This window comes from Balneatrix alpica DSM 16621, assembly GCF_000619885.1.
Lineage (GTDB): Bacteria > Pseudomonadota > Gammaproteobacteria > Pseudomonadales > Balneatricaceae > Balneatrix > Balneatrix alpica.
The window spans coordinates 93,910-119,132 of the sequence record NZ_JHUZ01000011.1 but is presented as its reverse complement, the minus strand read 5'-3'; the positions used below and the strand labels follow the sequence as shown (position 1 = coordinate 119,132).

Here is a 25,223-nt window from a genome sequence, read left to right as displayed (position 1 = left end):
ACGAATGTTTAAAGCCCGCTTTCTGACCGCCTTGGTGCTTGCGCCTTTGATGCTATTTGGACTGTTTGTGTTAGAGGGGGTGGCCTTCAAGCTGTTTGGCGCGGCCGTGGTTTTTCTGGCTGCGCGTGAATGGGCTGTGCTCTGTGGGTGGCGGCAATGGTTGGGGCGCTACAGTTATGCGACTTTGTTGACCTCGTCTTTGTTATTGGTGGCCTTAATGCCGACCACTTGGGTGCTGACAGCCGCAGTGGTGTTCTGGGGGTGGGCATTTTGGGCGGTATGCCGTTATCCCCAACAGCAATGGTCTACTCCCTGGTGGTTGGCGTTGATGGGGGGGTTGGTGTTGTTGCCCATGTGGTCAGCGTTAGTGCATCTTAATCAGTCCGGTGGGCATTGGTGGCTGCTATTTTTGCTCTTGCTGGTATGGCTTGCTGATACTGGCGCGTATGTTGCGGGTAAACGTTTTGGTAAGCGCAAGCTAGCTCCGGCGGTGAGTCCAGGCAAAACCTGGGAAGGGGTGGCGGGCGCTATGTTGGCAGTGTCACTACTGGTGTTGATCTTTATTGGCAGTGGTGTGCTATCTGCAAACATAGGAGCGTTGTTGCTGCTGAGTTGGTTGATTACTTTGGTTTCGATCCTCGGCGATTTGCTGGAGAGTATGTGTAAGCGCATGGTTGGCGTCAAAGATAGTGGTACATTACTGCCCGGGCATGGCGGAGTATTGGATCGTATCGATAGCTTGACTGCAGCCTTGCCTTGTTTTGTCGCGGCCTTGATTTGGCTTGGTTGGTTGGTTGGGAGTTAAGTTGTGCAGAGTGTGTTAGCGCTAATTCTGACTCTGGGGATCCTGGTTACCATTCACGAGTTTGGTCATTTTTGGGTGGCTCGGCGTTGTGGCGTAAAGGTGTTGCGCTTTTCGGTTGGTTTTGGCAAGCCGCTCTTTAGTTGGAAGGATCGGCAGGGCACCGAGTTTTGTGTGGCGGCGATTCCCCTTGGGGGATATGTGCGCATGTTGGATGAACGTGAAGATCAGGTGCCAGAAGAGCTGCTTGAGCAGGCTTTTAGTCGTAAATCTGTATATCAGCGCTTTGCTATTGTCGCTGCTGGACCGCTTATTAATCTGTTGTTTGCCCTGTTGGCATATTGGGCGATTTTTGTCTGGGGGGTACAAACTGTTGCCCCTGTAGTTGGAGCAGTGCATCCCTCCTCTCCGGCGGAGCAAGCAGGACTGCAGGTGGGGGAAGAAATTATTGAACTGGCTGGGCAGCCTATCCGTTCTTGGGAAGAGCTGAACGTGCAGTTAGCTGCGCATCTAGGTGAAAGTGCGCTCTTGGGGTTAAAAACCCGTACTGAGCAAGGTGGTGAGCGTTATTATCAGCTAAAGTTTGATCGCTGGTTACTTAATGAAAGTCAGCCAGATTTGCTGGCAGGGTTAGGGGTCGCGCCTTGGCGGCCACAGTTAGAGGCGCGCATTGCTGAAGTGATTGGTGATGGCGCTGCTCAGCGGGCTGGTTTGTTGGCTGGTGATTTAATCCTGAGCGCTAATGGTACGTCGATAGACAGTTGGCAGCAGTGGGTTGCAATGGTGCAGGCCCACCCTCAGCAACTGATGCTGATTGAGGTGCAGCGAGGGAGCGCGGTACTGGAACTACAGTTGATTCCTGATGCACGTGAGCACAATGGGCAACAGCAAGGATTTATTGGTGCTGCAGTAGCAATGCCAAGCTGGCCGGAGTCGATGTTGCGTACTCAGCAATTTGGTCCTATTGCTGCGTTGCAGGAAGCTTGGCAAAAAACCAGTGGGTTAACCTGGCTTGTATTTGAGTCTGTTGGCAAGATGCTAAAGGGGCTCATCTCAGTTGAAAGCCTAGGTGGGCCTATTACGATTGCCAAGGCGGCAAGCCACTCAGCCTCGTCTGGCCTGGAGAGTTTTGTTGCCTTTCTTGCTTATCTCAGTATTAGTCTGGGAGTATTGAACCTATTGCCCATCCCAATGTTAGATGGTGGGCACCTGCTTTTTTATACCATTGAAATACTTAGGGGAAAGCCGGTATCTGCTGCTGTTCAGGGACTATTCCTGCGTTTGGGAATGGCCGTGTTGATGGGGGTGATGGTGCTGGCTCTGTACAATGATTTGATGCGTTTGTAATATGGCGCACATTTGGTGCAAGCAATGACGCCACGGAAAAGCATGAAGCAACTACTCCAAGCAATGGTGATGGGGAGCTGGCTAGCAGCCGCTGCCGCTCACGCAGAAATCTTTCAAGTCACTGACATACGCGTGGATGGCCTGCAGCGTCTGGCGCCTGGCAATGTATTCAGTTCCCTCGGTATTGCAGTGGGCGACCAAGTGGATGAGCAAGCTGTTGCTGCCGCTATTCGTAAGCTTTTCGCAACAGGTAACTTTCAAAATGTGACGATTGCCCGTGAGGGTGGTGTGTTGCTGGTGGGGTTACAAGAGCGCCCTGCGATCAGTGTGCTTAACATTGAAGGCAACAAGATTATCAAGACAGATAAGCTACTTGATGCGTTGAAGAAGCAAGGTCTGAGTGAAGGTGAAATTTTCCAGCGTGCTACCTTGGATCGCATCCAGGCAGAGCTGGAGCGTCAATATGTCTCGCAGGGCCGTTATGGTGCCAAAGTAGACACCAGTATTGAGTCGATGGCCAACAACAGGGTCAAGATCAATATCAAAGTTAAGGAAGGTAGTGTTGCTTCCATTGCTCATGTGAACATCGTTGGTAATAAAGCGTTTGATAAAGAAGACCTGCTAAAGCAGTTTACTTTGCGTACCAGTAACTGGTTGTCGTTTATTACCGATGACGACAAATATTCACGCGAGAAGCTGGCGGGTGATTTAGAGCGTCTGCGCTCTTACTATCAAGATCGTGGCTATATTAATTTCAATGTTGACTCGACTCAGGTTGCCATCAGTCCAGATAAAGAGAGTATTTTTATCACGGTCAATGTGACTGAGGGTGAAAAGTACAACTTGGGTAAATTGAGCCTAGAGGGCGCGTTGCCTGTTACAGCAGAAGAACTGCAGTCTTTGATTGAAAGCAAAGAAGGTGAGTTGTTCTCCCGTAAGTCATTGAATGATGATGCGGATCGAATCAAAGCCAAGTTGGGTACCCTGGGCTTTGCTTTTGCCAACGTTAACCCCATTCCCGTTCTACATGAAAAAGATAAGGTGGTAGACATCACCTTCTTTGTAGATCCTCAGACGCGTTCTTACGTGCGCCGGATTAACTTTACTGGAAACACTGTAACCGCAGATGAAGTGCTGCGCCGTGAAATGCGTCAAATGGAAGCGGCAGTGGTTGATACCGCTAAGATTGACAAGTCGAAAGAGCGACTGGAACGACTCGGTTATTTCTCTGAAGTAAATATGGAGATGGTTCCAGTTGCAGGTGCGCCTGATCAGGTAGATCTGAATTATTCAGTCGTGGAGCAACCTTCTGGCTCCCTGTCCGCTTCGGTCGGTTTTGCTCAGGGCGAAGGTTTGATTTTTGGCTTTGAAGTGAGTCAAAAGAACTTCTTGGGGTCAGGCAATGAAGTTGGTTTGTCTTTAACCAAGTCGGCTGTGCGGACGGATTATTCAGTTTCTTACCTTGATCCATTCTATACGGTAGATGGGGTTTCCCGCGGCTTTGAGGTCTTTTACCGTGAAACGGACTATGCCAAGGAGGACGTCAGTGATTATCAGCGTAACTCCTATGGCGCTAATATGACCTTTGGTTATCCCGTCTCTGAAGATGCAAAAATTGCAGCTACCCTGGGATACGAAAATATCGGTATCAAGCTGGGGCCATCCCCTATTCGTGAAATTATTAACTTCACCAAGAATAATGGTGATAGCTACGACCAGTTTATGGGTAACGTCAGCTGGGTTAGTAACACCCTGAACAATGGTTTAATGCCTACGGCGGGTACTTATCAACGGGCGGGTATTGATGTTGCGTTACCTGGCAGTTCATTGGAGTACTACAAGCTGGGCTATCGAGGCGATATTTATTTCCCCATCGGCGAGAAAGGCTATGCGCTGCATCTGGGAGCCAATCTTGGCTATGGCGATGGTATCAGCCAGGGACAGCTGCCTTTTTATGAGAACTATTATCTAGGTGGGATTAGTTCACTAAGAGGCTTTAAAACAGGGACAGTGGGTCCGAAAGGAACTCCTTGCATCAAAGGAACAGATACGCCCTGTGATGGCAGTCGCACCGATCGTAACTCTGTTGGGGGTAACGTGAAGGTGGCCGGCACGGCAGAGTTTATTTTTCCAGTACCTTTCTTTGAGGATAAGAGCTCATTCCGTAGCTTAGTCTTCTTTGATGTAGGTAATGTCTATGACACTAAATGTGATCGCAGTATTAACGCAGATTGCAGTCGTGATATAGATTTTGGTCAATTGCGCTATTCAACTGGTGTAGGCGTAATGTGGCTCACCCGTTTTGCTCCGCTGACGTTTGTTGTGGCCCAACCACTCAATGCACAGTCTGGAGATCGTAAGCAAAGCTTCCAGTTTTCTCTGGGGCAAACCTTCTAATATTGAGGAGCTGATGTCATGAAGTCCTGGGCAAGTGCCTGCCTGTTAGGCATAGGGCTGGCCTGTGCGCCTATCGCACAAGCATTGGATGTGGTGGTGCTGGATGTGCCTCAGGCACTATTCAGCTCCGATAAGGCAAAAGCCTTTATGAAGTCAATGGATCAGGAATTTTCTGAAAGCGAAAATCGTTTGGAAAAGCTGGCCCGTGAAATTCAGTCTTCTCAGCAGAAGCTGCAGAAAGACGGCTCAGTCATGAGTGAAAATGAGCGGCGTAAGCTGGAGCAGCAGCTGCAGGATAAAGTGGCAGAGTACCGCTTCTTGCAACAAAAGGTTCAGTCTGGTCGGGCAGAGCGTCAGCAGGAGTTTTTGGAGGGCAATCGTCCTCTACTGGATAAGCTGATTCGCCAGATTATTGAAGAGAAAGGCATTAAGGTTATCCTGAACAAGCAGGCCACGGTGTTTTCTGGCCCTGAAGCAGACATGACCAAACTGCTGGTTGATAAGCTTAACAAGTCCAAATAATAGGGCATTAATTTGGCTTCACGCATTTATACCCTGGCTGAACTGGCTGATTTTCTGGGTGCAGCCCTGCATGGGGATGGACAGCTTAAAGTCGCTGGTTTAGCCACACTGAAGACTGCTCAGGCTCATCAGTTGAGTTTTTTAGCTAACCCTAAGTATGTGCGTGATTTGGCCGAGACAAATGCAGCTGCAGTGATTCTCTCTGCCGAGCATCAAGATAAGTGTCCAGTGCCAGCTTTGGTACTGGACAACCCTTATCTAGGTTATGCAAAGGTTTCTCATTTATTCCTTCCTCAGTATGCTCCCCAGCAGGGTGTGCATCCTACAGCTGTGGTAGCGGAGGATGTGCGCCTGGGTGAAGGAGTCGTGATTGGCCCAGGTGCAGTGGTCGGTGCCGGTTCTGTACTAGAAGCAGGGGTTGAGATCGGCGCACAAAGTGTTGTGGGGCGTGAGTGTCACATTGGTGCAGGAACCCGCCTACAGGCAAGGGTTACCTTATATGACCGAGTGAGTTTAGGCGCACGTTGTATTGTTCATAGCGGTGCGGTGATCGGCTCCGATGGCTTTGGCTTTGCTCAGCACCAAGGGCAATGGATCAAGATTGCGCAGTTAGGTGGTGTCATCATTGAAGATGATGTCGAGATCGGCGCCAATACGACAATTGATAGTGGCGCGTTGGAACCCACCCGTCTGGGAGCTGGGGTCAAGGTCGATAACCAGGTTCAGATTGCTCATAACGTTCAGATTGGTGAAGGCACAGCCATTGCGGGCTGCGTAGGTATTGCTGGGAGTGCAGTGATTGGACGTTATTGCACCTTGGCAGGCGGAGTAGGCGTAGCTGGTCATCTGGAAATTGCAGATCGTGTCCATGTAACGGGAATGAGTCTTGTGAGTGCCTCTATCCGTGAGCCTGGTATTTATTCTTCAGGTACGGCGTTGACCTCTAACCAACAATGGCGTAAAAACGTGGCCCGCTTCCGCAACCTGGATGATTTGGCCAGACGCTTGCAGCAGCTGGAAAAACAACTGTTACGGACTCAAAACGAAAAAGGCTCACTTGATGATGGAAATTAACGAGATCAGGGAATACCTGCCCCATCGTTATCCCTTCTTATTGGTTGACCGGGTAGTGGAAATCACACCGTCAGCTGATCCAGAGGATATCTGCGGCAGCGCTATTCGTGCCTATAAGAACGTGACGGTTAATGAGCCTTTTTTCACTGGCCATTTTCCCGATCATCCCATCATGCCTGGGGTGCTGATCATCGAAGCCATGGCGCAAGCCGCCGGTATTCTGGGTTTCAAAATGATCGATAAGCGTCCTCAGGATGGGGCGATTTACTATTTCGTTGGTACTGAAAAACTACGCTTGAAAAAGCCTGTTGTACCGGGTGATCGGTTGGAGTTGCATGCCAACATCATGTCGGTAAAGCGCAATATTTGGAAATTTGACTGCCAGGCACTCGTTGATGGCAAGGAAGTGGCTTCCACCATTATTACCTGTGCAGTTAGGGAAGTCTGACATTGATACATCCTCTCGCTATCGTAGACGACAGAGCGAAACTGGCCGCTAATGTAGAAGTGGGCCCTTGGAGCTATATCGGCCCAGATGTCGAGATAGATTCAGGTACGGTAGTGGCTTCCCATGTGGTAATCAAAGGCCCCTGCCGTATTGGTAAACATAACCAGATTTTTCAGTTCGCCACAGTTGGTGAAGCCTGTCAGGATAAAAAGTATAAAGGTGAACCCACCCGCCTAGAGATCGGTGACTATAACGTTATCCGTGAAGGCTGTACCCTGCATCGTGGAACGGTTCAGGACCAAGGGGTAACGCGTATCGGCAGCCACAACTTGCTCATGGCTTACGTTCATGTAGCTCATGACTGTGTGGTTGGAGATCACACTATTATTGCCAATAATGCTGCTTTGGCTGGACATGTGCATGTTGGTGATTGGGCGATCCTCGGTGGGTTGACCGGTGTGCACCAGTTTTGCCATATCGGTGCCCATGCGATGTTGGGAGCAGGCTCGGTTGTCTTAAAAGATGTACCTGCTTATATCATGGCGAACGGTAACACGGCTAAACCCCATGGCATCAACGTGGAGGGCTTGAAACGGCGTGGCTTTAGTGCAGAGGCCATCAGTGTATTACGTCAAGCCTACAAGGTTATTTATCGACAGGGGCTGACCGTTGAGCAGGCTTTGGCCCGTTTACAGCCGCAATTGACCGATACACCAGAGCTGGGCTTGTTGTTAGACTCGCTTCGTCTCTCCAGTCGGGGGATTGTCCGTTAATGGCGAAACCGTTACGGATTGCACTGGTAGCCGGCGAGTTGTCCGGTGATATCCTAGGGGCCGACTTAATGTCGGCCTTGCGCATTCTATATCCCCATGCTGAGTTTGAAGGAATCGGTGGGCCGCGCATGCAAGCTGAAGGGATGACGTCGTTCTTCCCAATGGAAAAGCTCAGTGTGATGGGCTTGGTCGAAGTGCTGAAACATCTGCCGGAGCTGCTCGGGATTCGTAAGGCGCTGGTTAAGCGTTGGCATGCTGAGCCTCCTGATATTTTTATCGGGATCGATGCCCCGGATTTTAATCTGGGCCTGGCCAAACGCTTGCATCGCGTGGGGATCAAGACAGTTCATTACGTGAACCCTTCTGTTTGGGCGTGGCGACAAGGACGGGTAAAAGGCATTAAGCGTTCTATTGATTTAATGCTGACGTTATTTCCCTTTGAGGCGCGTTTTTATCAGCAAGCTGGAGTGCCTGTCTGTTTTGTCGGACACCCACTCGCTGAACAGTTACCTTGGCAGCCTGAGCAAAGTCTTGCACGTGAACAGCTCAGTTTGGCAGAGGGGCCTGTGTTGGCGCTGCTGCCTGGTAGTCGTCGTAGCGAAGTGAGTATGTTAGGCCCTGCTTTTATTGAAGCAGCGCGTCTATGCAAGCAGGCGAAGCCGGAGTTGCAAATTGTGTTGGCGCCCGCCAACCAATGGGGGGAGGAGTTTTTACGGCCCTTGCTGGCTGATTTGCCTTGTCAGTTTGCAACAGGGAAGTCACAGCTGGCGATGCAGGCAGCCGATATGCTAATGCTGGCATCAGGTACGGTTACCCTGGAAGCGGCGCTCTGTAAGCGGCCAATGGTAGTTGCGTATCGGATGGCAAGCTGGACATTCAGCATTTTGAAACGCCTGGTTAAGGTGCCTCATATTGCCTTACCGAACCTGCTTACTCCTCGTCCTCTCGTGCGGGAACTTTTGCAAGATGAAGTTACTCCCCAAGCGTTGGCTCACGAAGCACTGCATTGGTTGGAGGGGGAGCATCAGTCAGAACGGCATGTTTTGCAGCAGCAGTTTTTACAACTGCACCAACAGCTACGTCAAGGCGGGGGCAAAACGGCTGCCGCTGCGATTGCCAAATTATTGGAGTCGTCATGCAGTTAGGGTTTGAGTGGCAAGGCGGATTAGTGGTTGGTATTGATGAGGTGGGGCGGGGCCCTCTGTTTGGTGATGTGGTGGCAGCAGCGGTGATCTTACACCCGGAGCGGCCAATAGCCGGCTTGGCCGATTCTAAAGTGCTAAGTGAACGGCAGCGTGAAGCACTGTTTACCCAAATTCAGGCAGAGGCTCTGGACTTTGCCATTGCCTCTGCGTCGGTGGCAGAAATTGACCAGCTGAACATCCTGCAAGCATCTATGCTAGCCATGCAACGAGCCGTACAAGGGCTTCGACACCTACCGGACTATGCTCTGGTGGATGGTAATCGTTGTCCCTTGCTGCCTTGCCCGGCTGAGCCTGTGGTGAAAGGGGATGCCAAGGTGCCCTGTATCAGTGCGGCGGCAATTCTCGCTAAAGTGAGTCGTGATCGCAGTATGTTGGAATGGCATCAACGTTATCCTGAATTTGGTTTCGATCGTCATAAAGGCTATCCCACCGCCCAGCACCTTGCTGCCTTGCGTCAGTATGGGGTGACTCCTCAGCATCGGCGTAGTTTTGCTCCTGTGCAGGCCTGTCTGGAGCAAGGCAAGCTATATCAAGTCGAGCAAGAAAAGGTTTGAGCATGAATACACCTGGGTTTATTCACCTGCGCGTGCACTCGGAGTACTCCCTGGTTGATGGCATTGTCAGGGTCAAAGAGCTGGTCAATGCAGCGAAAACCGCGCAGATGCCGGCTGTCGCCTTAACCGATCAGTCGAATGCATTTGCCCTGGTGAAGTTTTTTAAAGCCGCCAAGGGGGCAGGTGTTAAACCCATTTGTGGGGCTGACCTGTGGTTGGATGCTGATGAACTGAGTGATGCCCCTTCGCGTTTTTTGTTGTTGGTAATGGATGGCCAGGGCTATGCCAATCTGCGTGAGCTGATCAGTCATAGCTATCAACACAACCAGCATGATGGCCGTGCTTATATTAAACGCGCTTGGCTAGCGGAGTTTTCGGCAGGACTGATCGCCCTGAGTGGAGCGTCCCAAGGTGAAGTGGGCCGTGCGTTGCTAGGCGGTAAATTGGATGAAGCTGAGCGTCTAGTAAACTTTTGGGCCACTACCTTTCCGCAGCGTTATTATCTCGAAATTCAGCGGACCGGACGACCGGGGGATGAAGCCTGTCTGCATGCCAGTGTGGCCTTAGCCGAGCGTTTGCAGTTGCCCCTGGTGGCAACCAATGACGTCATGTTTATTCATGCAGAGGATTTTGAAGCCCACGAGGCGCGCGTCAGCATTAACCTGAGCATGACGCTGGATGATCCTCGTCGTCCTCGTACTTATTCTGCCGAGCAATACTTCCGCTCAGCGGAGGAGATGGCAGAGTTGTTTGCCGATGTGCCAGAGGCGCTAAGCAACAGTGTCGAGATTGCCCGTCGCTGCAATATTGAGATTCTGCTGGGCAAATACTTCCTGCCCGATTACCCCATTCCGGCTGGGGAGACCCTGGATAGTTACTTTGAGCGGGTGTCGATGGAAGGATTGGAGGATCGCCTTAAGCATCTACTGGACCCCCAGGCGGAGGATTACCAGGAGAGGCGGCAGACCTATATTGATCGCTTAAAGTTTGAATTGAATACCATCATTCAGATGGGGTTTCCGGGTTACTTCCTGATCGTAATGGACTTTATCCAGTGGGCTAAGGACAACGGCATCCCTGTTGGTCCGGGACGAGGTTCGGGGGCGGGTTCGTTAGTAGCCTATGCATTGAAAATTACCGATCTTGATCCCCTGGCCTATGACCTGCTGTTCGAGCGCTTCCTCAACCCTGAGCGGGTTTCCATGCCTGACTTCGATATCGACTTCTGCATGGACAACCGCGACCGCGTTATTGATTACGTAGCCGATAAATATGGTCGTAATGCGGTATCCCAGATCATTACCTTCGGTACCATGGCCGCCAAAGCGGTGGTGCGAGATGTGGCACGGGTGCAGGGTAAGCCGTTTAGCCTGGGGGATAAGCTGTCTAAGTTGATTCCCTTTGAAGTGGGGATGACCCTGAGTAAGGCCTGGGAACAGGAGCCTGCCTTGCGTGAGTTCGTCGAGAATGATGAAGAAGCGCAAGAAATTATGGAGATGGCCTACAAGTTAGAAGGGATCACCCGCAACGTGGGCAAGCACGCAGGTGGGGTGGTGATAGCACCGACCAAGCTGTCTGACTTTGCTCCGTTGTACTGTGAACCTGATGGCACAGGTTTGGTCACGCAGTTCGATAAAAATGATGTGGAAGAAGCCGGACTGGTTAAGTTTGACTTCTTGGGGCTGCGTACCCTGACCATTATCGATTGGGCGATGAAGACGATTAATCGTCAGCGTCAGGCCAAGGGATTAGACGAACTCGACATTAACCATATCGACCTGGAAGACCCTGCGACTTATCGTTTGCTGCAAAAGGCGGAAACGACGGCGGTATTCCAGTTGGAATCCCGGGGGATGAAGGAGCTGATCAAGCGCCTGCTACCCAGCTGCTTCGAAGATATTATCGCTTTGGTGGCATTGTTCCGCCCAGGCCCGTTGCAGTCAGGGATGGTGGATGACTTTATTAATCGTAAGCATGGTCGTGCGGAAATGGCCTGGCCTCATCCGGACTATCAATTAGAAAGCTTGAAGCCGGTGCTGGAGCCTACTTACGGCATCATCCTCTATCAAGAGCAGGTGATGCAGATTCCTCAAATCATGGCGGGTTATACCCTGGGCGGTGCGGACTTACTGCGCCGTGCCATGGGTAAAAAGAAACCGGAGGAAATGGCCAAGCAGCGTTCGGTGTTCTTGGAAGGCTGTGCCGCCAACAATATTGATGCCGATTTGGCAGGCAATATCTTTGATCTGGTAGAGAAGTTTGCGGGTTATGGCTTTAACAAGTCGCACTCTGCCGCCTATGCGTTGGTGTCCTATCAAACCGCTTGGCTTAAGCAGCATTACCCCGCCCCCTTTATGGCAGCGGTACTGTCGGCGGATATGCATAACCTGGATAAGGTTGTCACCCTGATCGAAGAGTGTCGGCAGATGAAGCTGCCGTTAATTCTGCCGGATGTGAACGTGTCTGAGTTCATGTTCACGGTCGATGATCAGCAGCGGGTGGTATATGGGCTGGGGGCAATCAAGGGCGTAGGGGAGGGGCCGATTGAGGCAATTGTGGCTGCCCGTACAGAAGGTGGCCCCTTCCGTGATATTTTCGATTTTTGTGAGCGAGTGGGTGCTAAAAAACTCAACAAACGGGTTATGGAGGCGCTTGTGCGCTCTGGTGCACTGGACAAGCTGGGCCCGAGCCGTGCCATCCTGTGGGAGGCAATTGGCGATGCGTTGCAGGCTGCTGATCAGTCTGCCCGTAATTCCGACGCGGGTATTTTTGATCTTTTTGGTGAAGTTGTGCCTGCTGCCAGCCATGAAGACGTCTATGCAGCCTATGCTCAAATCCAGGAATGGCCTGATAAAGAACGCTTAAATGGGGAGAAAGAAACCCTGGGCCTGTTTGTTACTGGCCACCCCATTGACGCCTATGAGCATGAACTCAAAGGTATGGTGCGCAATCGTCTGCAGGATATTAAACCCAGCCGCGGCGAGCAGATGCTGGCGGGTCTGGTGGTAGGGGTGCGCACCATGAAGAGTAAAAAAGGTGAAACGTTAGCCTTTGTGAGTCTGGACGATCGCACGGCCCGGGTCGAAGTGTCCTTATTTGGTGAGCTGTACTACCAATACCGTGAATTGCTGGGTAAGGATGCGGTGATTTTGGTGGAGGGCGAGGTCAGTGTGGATGACTTTAATGGCGGTTTTCGGGTGCGAGCCAAGCGTCTGTTGGCGATGGATGAGGCACGGGCACGTTATGCACAGTGGCTGGAGCTTAAATTGCGGGGGCAGGATATCAATGCTGCCGCGGTTAAGCGTTTGCAGGCAATGCTGGCTCCTTATCAACAGAGTGAGGGGAATCAGATCCGTATTCACTATCAGCATCAAGATGCTGAAGCGCGCCTGATCTGTGGCGAAAATTGGCGGGTGAAAGTAGCCGATGAGCTACTTTATACGCTGATGGCCCAATATGGGCGGGAGCAGGTACGTCTGGTCTATCAGGCGTAAGGCTGTCCTGAGAAAAACTCGACTAAAAAGTCCTAAACGCGTATGGTAAGCACCCAGTTAGGCTAGGCCCCCTACGCCCGGAGCCCTGTACACTTTAGGGCACTATAACTGCGGGCAATACGAGCGGAAGCGAGCAATGAACCCGAACTATCTCGATTTTGAACAACCTATTGCAGACCTACAGGCCAAGATTGATGAGCTGCGTCTGGTCAGCAGTAACGACTTCAACCTCAGTGAGGAAGTCACCAAGCTGGAAGAAAAGAATGCCAAACTGACTGAGCAGGTTTTTGCGAATCTCAGTGATTGGCAGGTTGTCCAGCTGTCTCGTCATCCTCAGCGTCCCTACACGCTGGATTACATCAAGCATGTCTTTACTGATTTTGATGAGCTGCATGGTGATCGTCACTTTTCCGATGATGCGGCCATCGTGGGTGGGGTCGCGCGTTTGGATGATGAACCGGTGATGATCATTGGCCATCAAAAAGGCCGGGAAGTAAAAGAGAAAGTACGGCGTAACTTTGGTATGCCGCGCCCTGAAGGCTATCGCAAGGCTCTGCGTCTAATGCAGATGGCCGAGCGCTTCAAGATGCCGATTTTGACCTTTATTGATACCCCAGGAGCTTACCCTGGCATCGACGCCGAAAAGCGGGGGCAGAGTGAAGCGATTGCTTTTAACTTGGCGGTGATGTCACGTCTGCAAACCCCCATTATTGCCACTGTCATTGGTGAAGGTGGTTCGGGCGGTGCGCTGGCGATTGGTGTATGCGATCGTCTGTTGATGCTGCAGTACTCGGTGTATTCGGTTATTTCCCCGGAAGGCTGTGCTTCTATCCTGTGGAAGAGCGCAGAGAAGGCTTCTGAAGCAGCCAAGTCGATGGGGATGACTGCGCGTCGTTTGGAGGAGCTGGGCTTCGTTGATCAGGTGATTGGTGAGCCGCTGGGTGGTGCTCATCGTAATCCGCAGATGATGGCGGCTAGTTTGAAGCTGGCGCTGAAAGAGAATCTTGAGCAGTTACGTGGGCTGAGCCAGGATGAGTTACTGGAGCAGCGTTACGAGCGTTTAATGAGCTTTGGTGTCGGTGAATAATCACCGCGACAGGAAAAAGGCCGGGCATCTCACCCGGCCTTTTTTGTCCTCTTGGCTTCGATCTGTCTTATCTGTGCAATGAATACTTGGTTGGTACAGCAACAGCGGCGACTACAACAACTGCCTCTGCAGCGCATTATTATTGCTCTGAGCGGCGGACTCGATTCCAGCGTGCTGCTGCACCTGGCTTGGCGTCTTAAGCAGCAGGGACATTTGCCTAACCTTGAGGCCTGGTATGTCAATCATCAGCTGCAATCCCAGGCAGATGCTTGGCAAAGTCAGCTGGCGCAACAGTGCGCAGCGCTTGGGGTGCTCTATCGTGCTTTTCGGGTTGAAGTAAAGAAGGATGGCCAGGGCGTGGAGGCGGCAGCTCGGCAAGCCCGTTATCAATGCTTTGCGGAAAACCTGCGCGGCGGGGATGAGTTATGGTTGGCGCAACATGCCGATGATCAGCTGGAAACCCAATTATTACGCTGGTTACGTGGCAGTGGACCGCAGGGGCTGGCTGGTATGCCGGAGCAGCGTTCGCTGGCTAGGGCCCAGTTATATCGTCCCCTGTTGCACCTCAGTAGAAAACAGTTAGAGGTTTATGCTCAAACCTGGGGGCTGAGCTGGTGTGAAGATCCCAGCAATGCCAGTGAGGTATTTGATCGTAACTATTTGCGCCATCAGGTGGTGCCGTTGCTGCGTCAACGCTGGCCAGATTTGTTGCAGCGCACGGGGCGCAGTGCCCTGGCCTGCCGCGAAAGTCAGGCGTTGCTGGATGAGGTGGCAGAGCAGGATTATCAGCAACTGGCCTCTGGGTTGGCGCTGGATAAAGCGGGCTTTATGACGCTGTCATGCCGTCGTCAGCATAATCTGTTGCGTTATCTATGTCGCCAGCGTGCTATGTTGCCGCCCCCTGAGCGGGTGTTAGCAAATTTGCCGTCTTGGCTGGCGGCAGCGGAGGAGCGTTGCCCCAGCCTGGACTGGCCTGGTGCCAGCCTGAAGCGCTATCGCCAGGGTATTTTTTTGCTGGAGACTAGCAGTCTGGTTGCTCCAGCTCCTTTTACCTGGCAGCCAGAGCTTATGCAGTCCTGGCCTGGTGGGCGTCTGCTGGCAGAGAGTTGTCAGGGGCGGGGGGTCAGGCAGCAGCCTGGGCAGTGGCAGATTCGCTTTCGTCAGGGGGGGGAGACTTGGCAGCCGGTGGGGTGTCAGCACCCTGTCAGCGTCAAACACTTCCTGCAAAGCCAGGGGATTCCGCCTTGGCGACGGGCTCAGGTGCCGCTGTTATATTGCGATGAAACCCTGGTGGCAGTAGGCCAGCGTTTAGCACAGGGATGGCAGGCCCAGGCCCAACAGCCGGGTTGGTGGTTGCATTGGCAGTGTCTGGATGTGAATTGGAATGGAGATTGATGTGATCTTGCGTTGTTGGGGCGAAGCCTTTCTGGTAAGCTGACAGCCCATCTTGATGACATCGTCGTCTTCCTCTATTCCCAAAAAACGCAAGCTACAGGTTTTCAATGACGCGCTATATTTTCGTCACGGGCGGCGTCGTGTCCTCATTGGGGAAAGGCATTGCCTCCGCCTCTTTGGCCGCGATTCTGGAAGCCCGGGGTCTCAAGGTGACCATGCTGAAACTGGATCCATACATCAACGTGGATCCCGGGACCATGAGTCCCTTCCAGCACGGGGAAGTTTTCGTTACCGATGACGGTGCGGAGACTGATCTCGATCTTGGCCACTATGAGCGCTTTATCCGCACCCGGATGACCCAGAACAATAACTTCACCACAGGCCGTGTCTATGAGCACGTGCTGCGCAAAGAGCGTCGTGGTGATTACCTGGGTGGTACCGTACAGGTGATTCCCCATATTACCGATGAAATTAAACGTCGAGTGGTCGAAGGCGCCCAGGGCGCGGACGTGGCCTTGGTGGAAATCGGCGGTACGGTGGGGGATATCGAGTCGCTGCCCTTCCTTGAGGCTGTTCGTCAGCTGCGGGTGGAGTTAGGCAGTGAGCGGGCGCTGTTTATGCACCTGACCCTGGTGCCCTACATTGCTACGGCAGGTGAAACCAAAACCAAGCCGACTCAGCACTCGGTTAAAGAACTTCGTTCTATCGGTATTCAGCCCGATATCCTGGTATGCCGTTCAGAAGTGTCTATTCAGGCGCCTGAGCGTCGCAAGATTGCCCTCTTCACCAACGTGGAAGAACGTGCGGTCATTAGTCTGCCAGATGCGAAGAGTATCTACGCGATTCCACGCATGCTGCATGAGCAGGGGCTGGATCAAATCGTGGTGGACAAGTTCCGCTTACAGGCAGAGGCTGCAGATCTGCGTGAGTGGGATTGGGTGGTTGAGCGTGAGCAGAAACCTGCCGGCGAAGTGACTATCGCTATGGTGGGCAAGTACATGGATCTGCTGGATGCTTACAAGTCGCTGATTGAAGCGATTAAGCACGCGGGTCTGCATACCAACACCAAGGTCAACATCCGCTATGTGGACTCCGAACAGGTCGAGCGGGAAGGCACCGATTGCCTGAAGGACGTGGCGGCGATTCTGGTTCCGGGGGGCTTTGGTGAGCGTGGCGTCGAAGGTAAGATCAAAACCGTCGAATATGCCCGCACTAACAAGATTCCTTACCTGGGCATTTGCCTGGGTATGCAGGTAGCGGTGATCGAATATGCCCGTAACGTGGCAGGCTTGAACAACGCTAACAGTACAGAGTTTCAGCGCCAGTGTGAGAACCCGGTGATCGCTTTGATCACGGAATGGACCACCCCTGAAGGTGATGTCGTCAAGCGTACCGAGACATCAGACCTGGGTGGCACCATGCGCTTAGGTGCACAGGAATGTCGCCTGTCCGCTGACTCACGTGTGCAAGCCTGCTATGGCAATGAGGTGATTATTGAGCGTCACCGTCATCGCTACGAATTTAACAACGGATACCTGGAAGACCTGACCCAAGCTGGTCTGCAAATCACTGGCCGTTCAATGGACGGTGCCTTGGTTGAAGTGGTTGAAGTGCCTGATCATCCCTGGTTTGTCGCCTGTCAATTCCACCCGGAATTTACTTCGACCCCCCGTGATGGTCACCCGCTCTTCACTGGCTTTATCCAAGCTGCACTGCGCCAGGCTGGTAAGCAGTAAGTAAGGGTTTGCACCCTGGGGTGCAAGCGAATAACGACTCTAAACGGAGCAAAGATTGGTATGTCCCAAATCGTTGACATCAAAGCCCGCGAAGTACTGGATTCCCGTGGCAACCCCACCGTTGAGGCCGATGTAGTGCTGGCCTGTGGGGCTTTTGGTAGCGCTTGCGCCCCCTCTGGAGCCTCAACTGGTTCCCGTGAAGCCCTGGAGCTGCGTGATGGTGATAAAAGCCGTTACCTGGGCAAAGGGGTGTTAAAGGCCGTTGCTGCCGTAAACACGGAAATCCGTCAGGCCCTGCTGGGTAAAGATGCGACTAACCAGCGTGAAATCGACAACATTATGTTGGCGCTGGATGGTACTGAGAACAAATCCAAGCTGGGTGCGAACGCTATTCTGGCAGTATCTCTGGCTTGTGCGAAGGCCGCTGCGGTAGCGAAAAAGATTCCTCTGTATCAACACATTGCTGAAATCAATGGCACTCCTGGTCAGTTCTCCATGCCGGTGCCGATGATGAACATCCTCAATGGTGGTGAGCACGCGGATAATAACGTCGATATCCAAGAGTTTATGGTTCAGCCTGTCGGCGTGAGTAGCTTTGCTGAGGCCCTGCGCTGTGGAGCAGAGATTTTCCACTCGCTGAAAAAGGTATTGTCAGAGCGTGGTCTGAATACCGCCGTTGGTGATGAAGGTGGCTTTGCGCCTAACCTGGGTTCCAACGAGGAGGCTCTGGTGGTGATCCAGGAAGCGATCGCGCGTGCGGGCTACAAGCTGGGTGAAGATGTCACCCTGGCACTGGATTGCGCCTCTTCCGAGTTCTATAAGGAAGGCCAGTACAACTTGGCTGGCGAGGGCAAGGTATTTGACTCTGCTGGTTTTGCGGCCTACCTGAATGAGCTGAGCCAGAAGTATCCCATCGTTTCCATCGAAGACGGTATGGATGAGTCTGATTGGGCCGGCTGGGCAACCCTGACCAAACTGGCGGGTGAGCGTGTACAGTTGGTGGGCGATGACCTGTTTGTGACTAATACCAAGATCCTGAAAGAAGGAATCGAAAAGGGTATCGGTAACTCCATTCTGATCAAGTTCAACCAGATTGGTTCGCTGTCTGAGACCTTGGATGCGATCAAAATGGCCAAGGATGCTGGCTACACCGCGGTGATTTCGCATCGCTCTGGTGAAACCGAAGATACCACTATTGCTGACTTGGCGGTGGGAACAGCGGCAGGTCAAATCAAAACTGGCTCTCTGTGCCGCTCAGACCGTGTGGCTAAGTACAACCGCCTGCTGCGGATCGAGGAAGAGCTAGGTAGCAAAGCGGTATACCGTGGGCGTGTTGAGATCAAAGGTCAGGCGTAAGTTTGACGGATCCACAAGTTCTGACCGTATTTGGTCATACTTATCCTGCTAGTGTGAGCTAGCGGATGAATCAAAGGGGGAGCGTGGCTCCCCCTTTTGTCCCTGGTCACCCAGTCGTGAATCCAGCGCTATGAATAAAGTTTTGTTGGTGGTGTTAGTTATTTTGGCAGGGTTGCAGTATCGCCTCTGGTGGGGTGAAGGTGGCCTGACTGCCAATTGGCAGTTGCAGCAAGCAATTGCCGAGCAACAAGCGCTCAATGAACGCTTGGCACAGCGTAATCGTCTGCTGGAAGCAGAGGTCGCCGATCTTAAACAAGGGATGGCAGCGATTGAAGAGCGTGCCCGTAGTGAGCTAGGGATGGTGCGCCAGGATGAAACCTATTTTCTCTTAGTGGAACCCAGCCCCCCTCATGATTGATTTAAATTGGCCTTATGCCTGGGGAGGGCCCTGTGCCCAGGCACAGTTAAAATCCAGTGCTGCTGATTTTGTGGTCGAAGAATGGCTCGACTTTGAGCCTGAAGGTCAGGGCGAGCATCTTTGGTTGTATATCGAAAAAACCGGCTTGAACACTGATGAAGTAGTCAAATGCCTGGGGAAATGGGCACATTTGCCTTTTCATGCCATCGGCTTCTCTGGTTTAAAAGATAAGCACGCCGTCACCCGGCAGTGGTTTAGCCTGCACCTGCCTGGTAAAGCCGATCCTGAGTTAGCACTACTTGAGCGGCCTGAATTAAAGGTGCTGCGCCAACATCGTCACCCGCGCAAACTGAAGCGAGGCGTGCACAAAGGTAATCGTTTCCACATCTGCTTACGCGAGTTACAGGGTGACCTCTCAACTTTGCAGCAGCGTTTGGCTCAATTACAGCATGGCGTGCCTAATTATTTTGGCGAGCAGCGCTTTGGCCGGGATGGATACAACCTTAGCCTGGCAACCCCCCTGTTTGCCGGTGAGTTAACCCGCTTATCGCGACATAAGCGTGGGCTGGTACTCTCCGCTGTGCGTAGTTACTTGTTTAATCAGATTTTGGCTGAGCGAGTGCGCCAGGGTAGTTGGCAGCAGTTGCAAGTAGGTGATGTGGCCATGCTGGCCGGTACCCAAAGTATTTTTGCTGTTGCTGAGTTAGATGACAGTGTGATTAGTCGTAATCAGCAGCTTGATATTTATCCCACCGCACCCTTGCCTGGTAGTGGTAATAGTCAAAGTGAGGGGGCGGTTTTCGCCTTAGAGACCGCCATTTGCCAGCAATATTCAGCTTGGTTACAGGGACTGCTGGATGCAGGCTTGAAACAGGAGCGGCGTGCGCTGGTGAGTATTCCTCAGCAATTAAGCTGGCAACTGGACGCGGATAGCCTGTCAATGAGCTTCAGTTTGGCCCGTGGCAGCTTTGCTACTGCGGTGATCCGTGAACTCTGCACTGTGCAGCAGCAGCCCTTTCTTGCATAATCCTTAGGGCAGCAACAGAAGAGGTGAGAATGAGCCTGTGATAGAGCATCAGCTGGACGGTATAGGTATGACGTCGGCACGCACCCGTGAGCGTATGGTAACCCGCTTGATTGAGCAGGATATTCGCAATTGGGAAGTGTTAGATGCGATCCGCACCCTGCCACGCCATTTCTTTGTCGACGAGGCCCTGGCTCACCGCGCTTATGAGGATACTGCTTTGCCAATAGGCTATCAGCAGACGATCTCTCAGCCATATGTTGTTGCTCGCATGACTGAGCGCTTAGTCGAAGGACGGCGCTTAGGTAAAGTGCTGGAAATAGGCACCGGCTCTGGCTATCAAACGGCGGTGCTGGCGCAATTGGTAGAGCATGTATATAGTCTGGAGCGCATTCGTCCGCTCCATGATCGTGCCCGTCACCGTCTCAATGCACTGAAGATTTATAACGTCTTTTTGCGTCATGCAGATGGCGGTATGGGTTGGCCGGATAAGGGACCCTACGATGGTATTTTGGTGACGGCCTCTCCTGAGCGCGTTCCGCCAGAGTTGTTTGAACAACTGGCCGAGGGAGGGCGCCTGGTGATTCCACTAGGGCCGCAAGAGGCTCAGGTGTTGCATCGTTACACCAAGGTCGATGGGCAAATACAGGAAGAAGTGTTGGAGGCCGTGCGTTTCGTGCCTCTGGTTAAAGGCTTACAACGTTAGTTAAACCATGATCTCAACCTGGACTCAGCGTCTGCTGCTATTTGTCAAAGGGATGGCAATGGGGGCAGCAGATATTGTCCCCGGCGTATCCGGCGGCACGATTGCATTTATTTCTGGTATTTATGATGAGCTTATTCTCACTCTGAGAAATCTTCATCCACGCTTACTTTGGTCATTACCTAAGCAGGGTTGGCGTGCAACCTGGCAAGAAGCTAATTTAACGTTTCTCTTGACCCTATTAGCCGGCATCTTAACCAGCGTGTTTACCTTGGCAAAAGGGATTAGCTGGGTGCTAGAGCATTATCCCGCCATTCTTTGGAGTTTCTTTATGGGCTTGGTGTTGGCCTCCAGTTGGTTGGTCAGTCGTCAGGTCTCGCATTGGCAACGGGATACCTATGCCGGACTATTACTCGGTATTCTTATTGGCTGGTTGGCTACTCAGGGTATTGCCATTCATTTGGAGGCAACGCCTGTCACACTATTTATTGGTGGTGCTATTGCGATTTGCGCCATGATTTTGCCTGGCATATCCGGGAGCTTTTTACTGTTATTGCTGGGGCTTTATCAACCTGTTATTCATGCGGTTAAACAACTGCAATTAGACACGCTGATGGTTTTTGCTGCAGGTTGTATTGTTGGGCTATTAGCTTTTTCTCGATTATTACATTGGTTATTGCATACCCATCGCGCTGTGACTTTAGCGATGCTGACAGGCTTTATGCTGGGGGCGTTAGGTAAGGTTTGGCCGTGGAAAGTGACGCGGGTTTATCGTATTGATGAGCATGGGCAATCCTTGCCCTTGCTGCAGGACAATGTGCTGCCTGGTGTGTATGAAAGCATGACAGGGCAGGTGGCGATGTTTGGGCAGGTTTCCCTCGCATTTGCAGTGGGAATGTTGGTGGTAGTGATCATCGCCTGGGTGGCGAACAAGCGAGTGCATTAAGATGCGTTGGCAGTTGATGCTGGTGGGTGGCGGATTGGCATTGTTGCAGGGGTGTTCAACCTCTAGCTTTCAAGCCCCGGTTCAGGATCTCGGGGCAACGCCCCAGCGTAAGGTGGAAATTATCCAGGCGCGTGAACATGTGGTAGCAAAAGGTGAAACGCTTTTTTCTATTGCTTATCGTTATGGCCTGGACTATCGCCAGTTAGCGCAAGTCAACGGCATTAAAGCGCCTTCTTATACCATCTATGCCGGTCAGCGTTTGCAACTGCACCAGGGAGGGGCAAATGCCCCGGCGAGTCGCACCGCTAGCCGAGCCACCACGACTGCTAACACGAACAGTAAAGCAGCGAGCTCACGCCAGGAGGCAGCCAATACAAGCAGTAGTCGTAAAACTGCGGCGAAGTCGAGCACACCTGTGGCGACTGGTAGTGTGCAGTGGCAATGGCCTGCATCGGGAAAAGTCTTGAATACTTTTTCACCAAATCGTAATAGCGATAAGGGTATAAATATTGCAGGTAAACAAGGGGATCCAGTGAAAGCAGCTGCCGATGGGGTGGTGGTTTACGCTGGTAATGGCCTGCGTGGTTATGTTAATTTGGTGATTATCAACCATAATCAGGAGTTCCTTAGCGCTTACGCTCACAATCACCGCATACTGGTCAAAGAACAGCAGCAGGTGAAAGCGGGACAACAGATCGCCGAAATGGGGCAAGCCGAAGCAGGACAAGGCAAGCTGTATTTCGAGATCAGACGCGATGGGCAGCCAGTGAATCCGCTGCAGTATTTGCCCAGACGTTAAAGGAGCATAAAAGCTCAAGCGCTAAGAACAAGCTGGCCATAATAATAACAACACTTAGGTGACAGCCCATGATCGAAAAAGATCTGGAGATGGACATGATGGACGTCCAAGAATTTGAGTTGGAAGCTCTAACAGAACAAGCTGAAGAAACGGAAGAAGAGGAATATACCGGTTTAGGTTTACCGCCTGAACTCAGTGCCTCCCGTAATCATAAACGTCAGTTGGATGCTACCCAGCTGTATCTGAATGAAATAGGCTTTGCTCCGCTGCTAACGGCAGAAGAGGAAGTGTATTTTGCCCGCCGAGCCTTACGGGGCGATGAAGCTTCACGTAAGCGCATGATTGAATCCAATTTGCGCTTAGTGGTGAAAATTGCCCGGCGCTATTTGAATCGCGGCCTCTCCTTATTGGACTTGATCGAAGAAGGCAACTTAGGCCTGATTCGTGCAGTCGAGAAGTTTGATCCCGAACGAGGTTTTCGTTTTTCCACTTATGCAACCTGGTGGATACGGCAAACAATCGAACGGGCAATTATGAATCAGACCCGCACTATTCGCTTACCTATCCATGTGGTCAAAGAGCTTAACATCTACCTGCGTACGGCGCGGGAGCTTGCTCACCAACTGGACCATGAGCCTACCGCCGAAGAAATTGCCATTAAGCTGGAGCGTCCGGTTGAGGACGTAGAGCGAATGCTGGGCTTGAATGAAAAGGTTACCTCGGTGGATACCACCCTGGCTCCAGATTCGGATAAGCCTCTGTTGGAGACCCTGGCTGATCAAGAGGCGGCTGATCCTGAGTCCTGGCTGCAACAGCAGGATTTAAATGGCTCGATTGAAGACTGGTTATCCCTGTTACCGGAAAAGCAGAGTGAAGTCCTGGCTCGGCGTTTTGGGCTGCGTGGTTATGAGATGAGCACGCTGGAAGAAGTCGGTAAAGAAATTGGCTTAACCCGCGAGCGGGTGCGACAAATCCAGGTTGAAGCGCTGCGCAAGTTGAGAGATATCGTTGAGCGCCAAGGTCTCTCCGGTGAGGACCTGTTTAACTAGGCTACATGCTTAGCCATTTGTGCTCTACGCCCCCTGTTGGGGGCGTAGTCGTTTCTGGACCGGGGCAGCTGTTGCCCCATTAAACAGCCAATGTCCTTAACGCTTTAACCAGGCAATGATGACTTTGTCCTGCCGGCCGTCTTCTGTTAGTTCACGGCTAAAGACATAGGGCACCTGGCTCAGGCGGCGGTGTTGACCAGCACCAATAGCCGGGTGGCGTTGCCGGAATTGCCCCAGGCGTTGCCAGTGTTGTAGCAGGGCCTGGTAGGCGGGTTGCTGTAAGTCATCCCAGTTCATGTCGGAACGTGTGCCCTGGTAGGGATCCGAGCCGGTGGCACCGAACAGGCGTGCACTCTCATCGCCGTAATAAATCTGTACGGCACCGGGGCTGAGCAGCAGGGCGTTGGCTAAGCCCTGTTGTAGCTTTAGGTCTCCCTGGCTGGCTTGGGTAAAAAGTTGAGTATCGTGGGAGGATGCATAGCTTAAAGCGTTATGGCCTGAGGCAAAGCGCTGGGCATAGTCCTGATAGAGGGAGTCCAGTTCGGCCAAACAGTGGCTGGCGGCGAGGGCCTTAGCTTGAAACTCAAAGTTAATCAGCGCATCAAAGCCATGTTGATGATAGGCGTTTTGCTCGGGGCCGGCGCCAAAGACTTCGCCCACCATCCAGAAGGGGCCGGCTAAGCCGTCCTTGGCTTCTTCTTTTGCCTGACTGGCTTGTTGTTTAAGGGCTTGCCAGCTGCTTAGCTCCACATGACGGGCGGTGTCGACGCGAAAGCCATCCAAGCCATAGTCTCGAACCCATTGGCTTAACCAGTGAATGAGGTAGTCCCGTACCCGGGCGTCTGCCAGGGGTTTGGCTGCGCTGTCCTCTTTGTGCTGCAAAAATGCCGGCAATGCGACCGGCTGAGGGCTCTCTGTTTTAAAGTCAGGTAAAAAGCTGAGGGAGCCTTGCAACTCATCCACCCCGATGCTGGGCGGGGTGTCGTAATCGGCAATACCAGCCCGTACCCAGTCTTTGCCCCACCAGCGTTGCCAATTCGGATGGTCGTAATCTATAAGAGCGTGATAGCCATGCCAGTTGTCCCAGGGCTCAGGCTGCCAGTCACTCCAGCGTGGGGGCAGATACTTTTCCATTCCTTTACGTAAGCCACCAATATTGAAGCTTTGCATGTCCGCCAGCGTGGCATAGCCACTGTGGTTCATCACCACATCGAAGAGCACGCGGATACCGCGCTGATGGGCACCCTCTACCAGCGCACGCAGCTCATCGGGCTGGCCCATATTGGCATCCAGGCGGGTAAAGTCGAGGGGGTAGTAGCCATGGTAAGCATAGTGGGGGAAGTTCCCCTTATCGCCACCCCCCACCCAGCCATGGATTTGTTCCAGCGGTGAGCTGATCCACAGTGCCTGGATGCCAAGGCTCTGCAAATAATCGAGTTTGGCGGTTAAGCCAGCCAGGTCGCCGCCATGAAAGGTGCCGATTTCCTGTTGTCCATCGCCACGGCGGCCATAGCTCTGATCGTTGTCAGGATTGCCGTTATAAAAGCGGTCTGTCATCACAAAATAGACACTGGCATTACGCCAGTCGAACCAGGGGGCGGGGGGACTATCCTGCTCCAGTAGTACGATGCCGCTGGCGGAGGGCACCAGGCTGACTGCCCCTTGATTGACCTGCAGGCGCTGGCCGGAGTAAAAGTCTCTGACCCAACTGCCTTCGGCAAAGGTGTCGGCCACCTCGATACGCAGTTGCTCGCCTTGCCAGGGCTGACAGGCGGGATCAAGAGCAAAGCTGATTCCGGGTAGGCAAAGCAGTAAGCTGCACAGAGTCAGGCGGGGAAAGGGCGTGGGCATACTGTCTCCTGTGATGGCTAGAGTCGGGTTAAAAATGGCTTGGGTAAATGGATTAAGAAGCCTTAGGCTGGCTGCTAACGGCCTCAGTCAAACACAGAGTCAGGCGTTGTGGCAGGCGCAATTGGGTAGGGTTTTACTCCTCCCCCTACGCCCCAGGGGTTACGCCCCATCCCCTGCGGCAGGGGAGGATGCTTGGGCAGACGCCTTTAGTGATCATCGCTATCACGGGACAAAGCATCCTGT

Annotated in this window: 21 protein-coding genes; 20 read left to right on the top strand and 1 reads right to left on the bottom strand. The window is 52.5% G+C overall.

Annotated elements, in window-relative coordinates; all coding sequences use genetic code 11:
* Window positions 1–4 precede the first annotated feature (4 nt).
* The 20 genes from Q334_RS0104615 (at window position 5) to rpoS (ending at window position 23,129) form a co-directional block, all read left to right on the top strand.
* On the top strand, window positions 5–805 hold the full coding sequence (locus Q334_RS0104615) for a phosphatidate cytidylyltransferase (RefSeq protein WP_027312180.1): 801 nt from the start codon (window positions 5–7) through the stop codon (window positions 803–805).
* A 3-nt stretch (window positions 806–808) separates the two neighbouring features.
* Window positions 809–2,149, top strand: a complete 1,341-nt coding sequence (gene rseP, locus Q334_RS0104610; RefSeq protein ID WP_027312179.1) for an RIP metalloprotease RseP — start codon at window positions 809–811, stop codon at window positions 2,147–2,149.
* A 42-nt stretch (window positions 2,150–2,191) separates the two neighbouring features.
* Window positions 2,192–4,546 carry an outer membrane protein assembly factor BamA gene (gene bamA / locus Q334_RS0104605; RefSeq protein ID WP_027312178.1) on the top strand — a complete coding sequence of 785 codons (2,355 nt, stop codon included), beginning with the start codon at window positions 2,192–2,194 and terminating at the stop codon, window positions 4,544–4,546.
* Between the two features lie 18 nt (window positions 4,547–4,564).
* Complete coding sequence (locus Q334_RS0104600) at window positions 4,565–5,068, top strand: OmpH family outer membrane protein (protein ID WP_027312177.1); 504 nt, start codon at window positions 4,565–4,567, stop codon at window positions 5,066–5,068.
* A 12-nt stretch (window positions 5,069–5,080) separates the two neighbouring features.
* Window positions 5,081–6,142, top strand: a complete 1,062-nt coding sequence (gene lpxD, locus Q334_RS0104595; protein WP_027312176.1) for a UDP-3-O-(3-hydroxymyristoyl)glucosamine N-acyltransferase — start codon at window positions 5,081–5,083, stop codon at window positions 6,140–6,142.
* Window positions 6,129–6,590: a 3-hydroxyacyl-ACP dehydratase FabZ gene (gene fabZ / locus Q334_RS0104590; protein ID WP_027312175.1), complete on the top strand. Its 462-nt coding sequence runs from the start codon at window positions 6,129–6,131 to the stop codon at window positions 6,588–6,590. Before lpxD ends, fabZ begins: the two co-directional genes overlap by 14 nt.
* 2 nt (window positions 6,591–6,592) lie before the next feature.
* Window positions 6,593–7,363 carry an acyl-ACP--UDP-N-acetylglucosamine O-acyltransferase gene (gene lpxA, locus Q334_RS0104585; RefSeq protein ID WP_027312174.1) on the top strand — a complete coding sequence of 257 codons (771 nt, stop codon included), beginning with the start codon at window positions 6,593–6,595 and terminating at the stop codon, window positions 7,361–7,363.
* Entirely contained in the window at window positions 7,363–8,508 is a 1,146-nt protein-coding gene (gene lpxB, locus Q334_RS0104580; protein ID WP_027312173.1) for a lipid-A-disaccharide synthase, read from the top strand. The genes lpxA and lpxB overlap by 1 nt, the downstream gene beginning before the upstream one ends.
* Entirely contained in the window at window positions 8,499–9,122 is a 624-nt protein-coding gene (gene rnhB / locus Q334_RS0104575) for a ribonuclease HII (protein WP_027312172.1), read from the top strand. The genes lpxB and rnhB overlap by 10 nt, the downstream gene beginning before the upstream one ends.
* 2 nt (window positions 9,123–9,124) lie before the next feature.
* The gene (dnaE, locus tag Q334_RS0104570) at window positions 9,125–12,616 is read left to right on the top strand and encodes a DNA polymerase III subunit alpha (protein ID WP_027312171.1); all 3,492 of its coding nucleotides are present in this window, start codon (window positions 9,125–9,127) and stop codon (window positions 12,614–12,616) included.
* A gap of 136 nt (window positions 12,617–12,752) precedes the next feature.
* Entirely contained in the window at window positions 12,753–13,703 is a 951-nt protein-coding gene (accA, locus tag Q334_RS0104565; protein WP_027312170.1) for an acetyl-CoA carboxylase carboxyl transferase subunit alpha, read from the top strand.
* A gap of 78 nt (window positions 13,704–13,781) precedes the next feature.
* Window positions 13,782–15,098, top strand: a complete 1,317-nt coding sequence (gene tilS, locus Q334_RS18010; RefSeq protein WP_081414341.1) for a tRNA lysidine(34) synthetase TilS — start codon at window positions 13,782–13,784, stop codon at window positions 15,096–15,098.
* Window positions 15,099–15,205: 107 nt separating this feature from the next.
* The gene (locus Q334_RS0104555; RefSeq protein ID WP_027312169.1) at window positions 15,206–16,834 is read left to right on the top strand and encodes a CTP synthase; all 1,629 of its coding nucleotides are present in this window, start codon (window positions 15,206–15,208) and stop codon (window positions 16,832–16,834) included.
* 60 nt (window positions 16,835–16,894) lie between these two features.
* Window positions 16,895–18,190: a phosphopyruvate hydratase gene (gene eno, locus Q334_RS0104550; protein ID WP_027312168.1), complete on the top strand. Its 1,296-nt coding sequence runs from the start codon at window positions 16,895–16,897 to the stop codon at window positions 18,188–18,190.
* Between the two features lie 130 nt (window positions 18,191–18,320).
* Window positions 18,321–18,608 carry a cell division protein FtsB gene (ftsB, locus tag Q334_RS0104545; protein ID WP_027312167.1) on the top strand — a complete coding sequence of 96 codons (288 nt, stop codon included), beginning with the start codon at window positions 18,321–18,323 and terminating at the stop codon, window positions 18,606–18,608.
* Complete coding sequence (gene truD, locus Q334_RS0104540; protein WP_027312166.1) at window positions 18,601–19,635, top strand: tRNA pseudouridine(13) synthase TruD; 1,035 nt, start codon at window positions 18,601–18,603, stop codon at window positions 19,633–19,635. Before ftsB ends, truD begins: the two co-directional genes overlap by 8 nt.
* A 67-nt stretch (window positions 19,636–19,702) precedes the next feature.
* Window positions 19,703–20,338 carry a protein-L-isoaspartate(D-aspartate) O-methyltransferase gene (locus Q334_RS0104535; protein WP_081414340.1) on the top strand — a complete coding sequence of 212 codons (636 nt, stop codon included), beginning with the start codon at window positions 19,703–19,705 and terminating at the stop codon, window positions 20,336–20,338.
* Between the two features lie 7 nt (window positions 20,339–20,345).
* Window positions 20,346–21,281 carry a DUF368 domain-containing protein gene (locus tag Q334_RS0104530; protein WP_027312164.1) on the top strand — a complete coding sequence of 312 codons (936 nt, stop codon included), beginning with the start codon at window positions 20,346–20,348 and terminating at the stop codon, window positions 21,279–21,281.
* Window position 21,282: 1 nt separating this feature from the next.
* Complete coding sequence (locus Q334_RS0104525) at window positions 21,283–22,080, top strand: peptidoglycan DD-metalloendopeptidase family protein (RefSeq protein ID WP_027312163.1); 798 nt, start codon at window positions 21,283–21,285, stop codon at window positions 22,078–22,080.
* A gap of 68 nt (window positions 22,081–22,148) precedes the next feature.
* On the top strand, window positions 22,149–23,129 hold the full coding sequence (gene rpoS, locus Q334_RS0104520; protein ID WP_027312162.1) for an RNA polymerase sigma factor RpoS: 981 nt from the start codon (window positions 22,149–22,151) through the stop codon (window positions 23,127–23,129).
* A 96-nt stretch (window positions 23,130–23,225) separates the two neighbouring features.
* Here the strand turns inward: rpoS and Q334_RS0104515 are convergent, their stop codons facing one another.
* Window positions 23,226–24,980 (bottom strand): alpha-amylase, encoded by a 1,755-nt coding sequence (locus Q334_RS0104515; protein WP_027312161.1) that lies wholly within the window; start codon window positions 24,978–24,980, stop codon window positions 23,226–23,228.
* Window positions 24,981–25,223 lie beyond the last annotated feature (243 nt).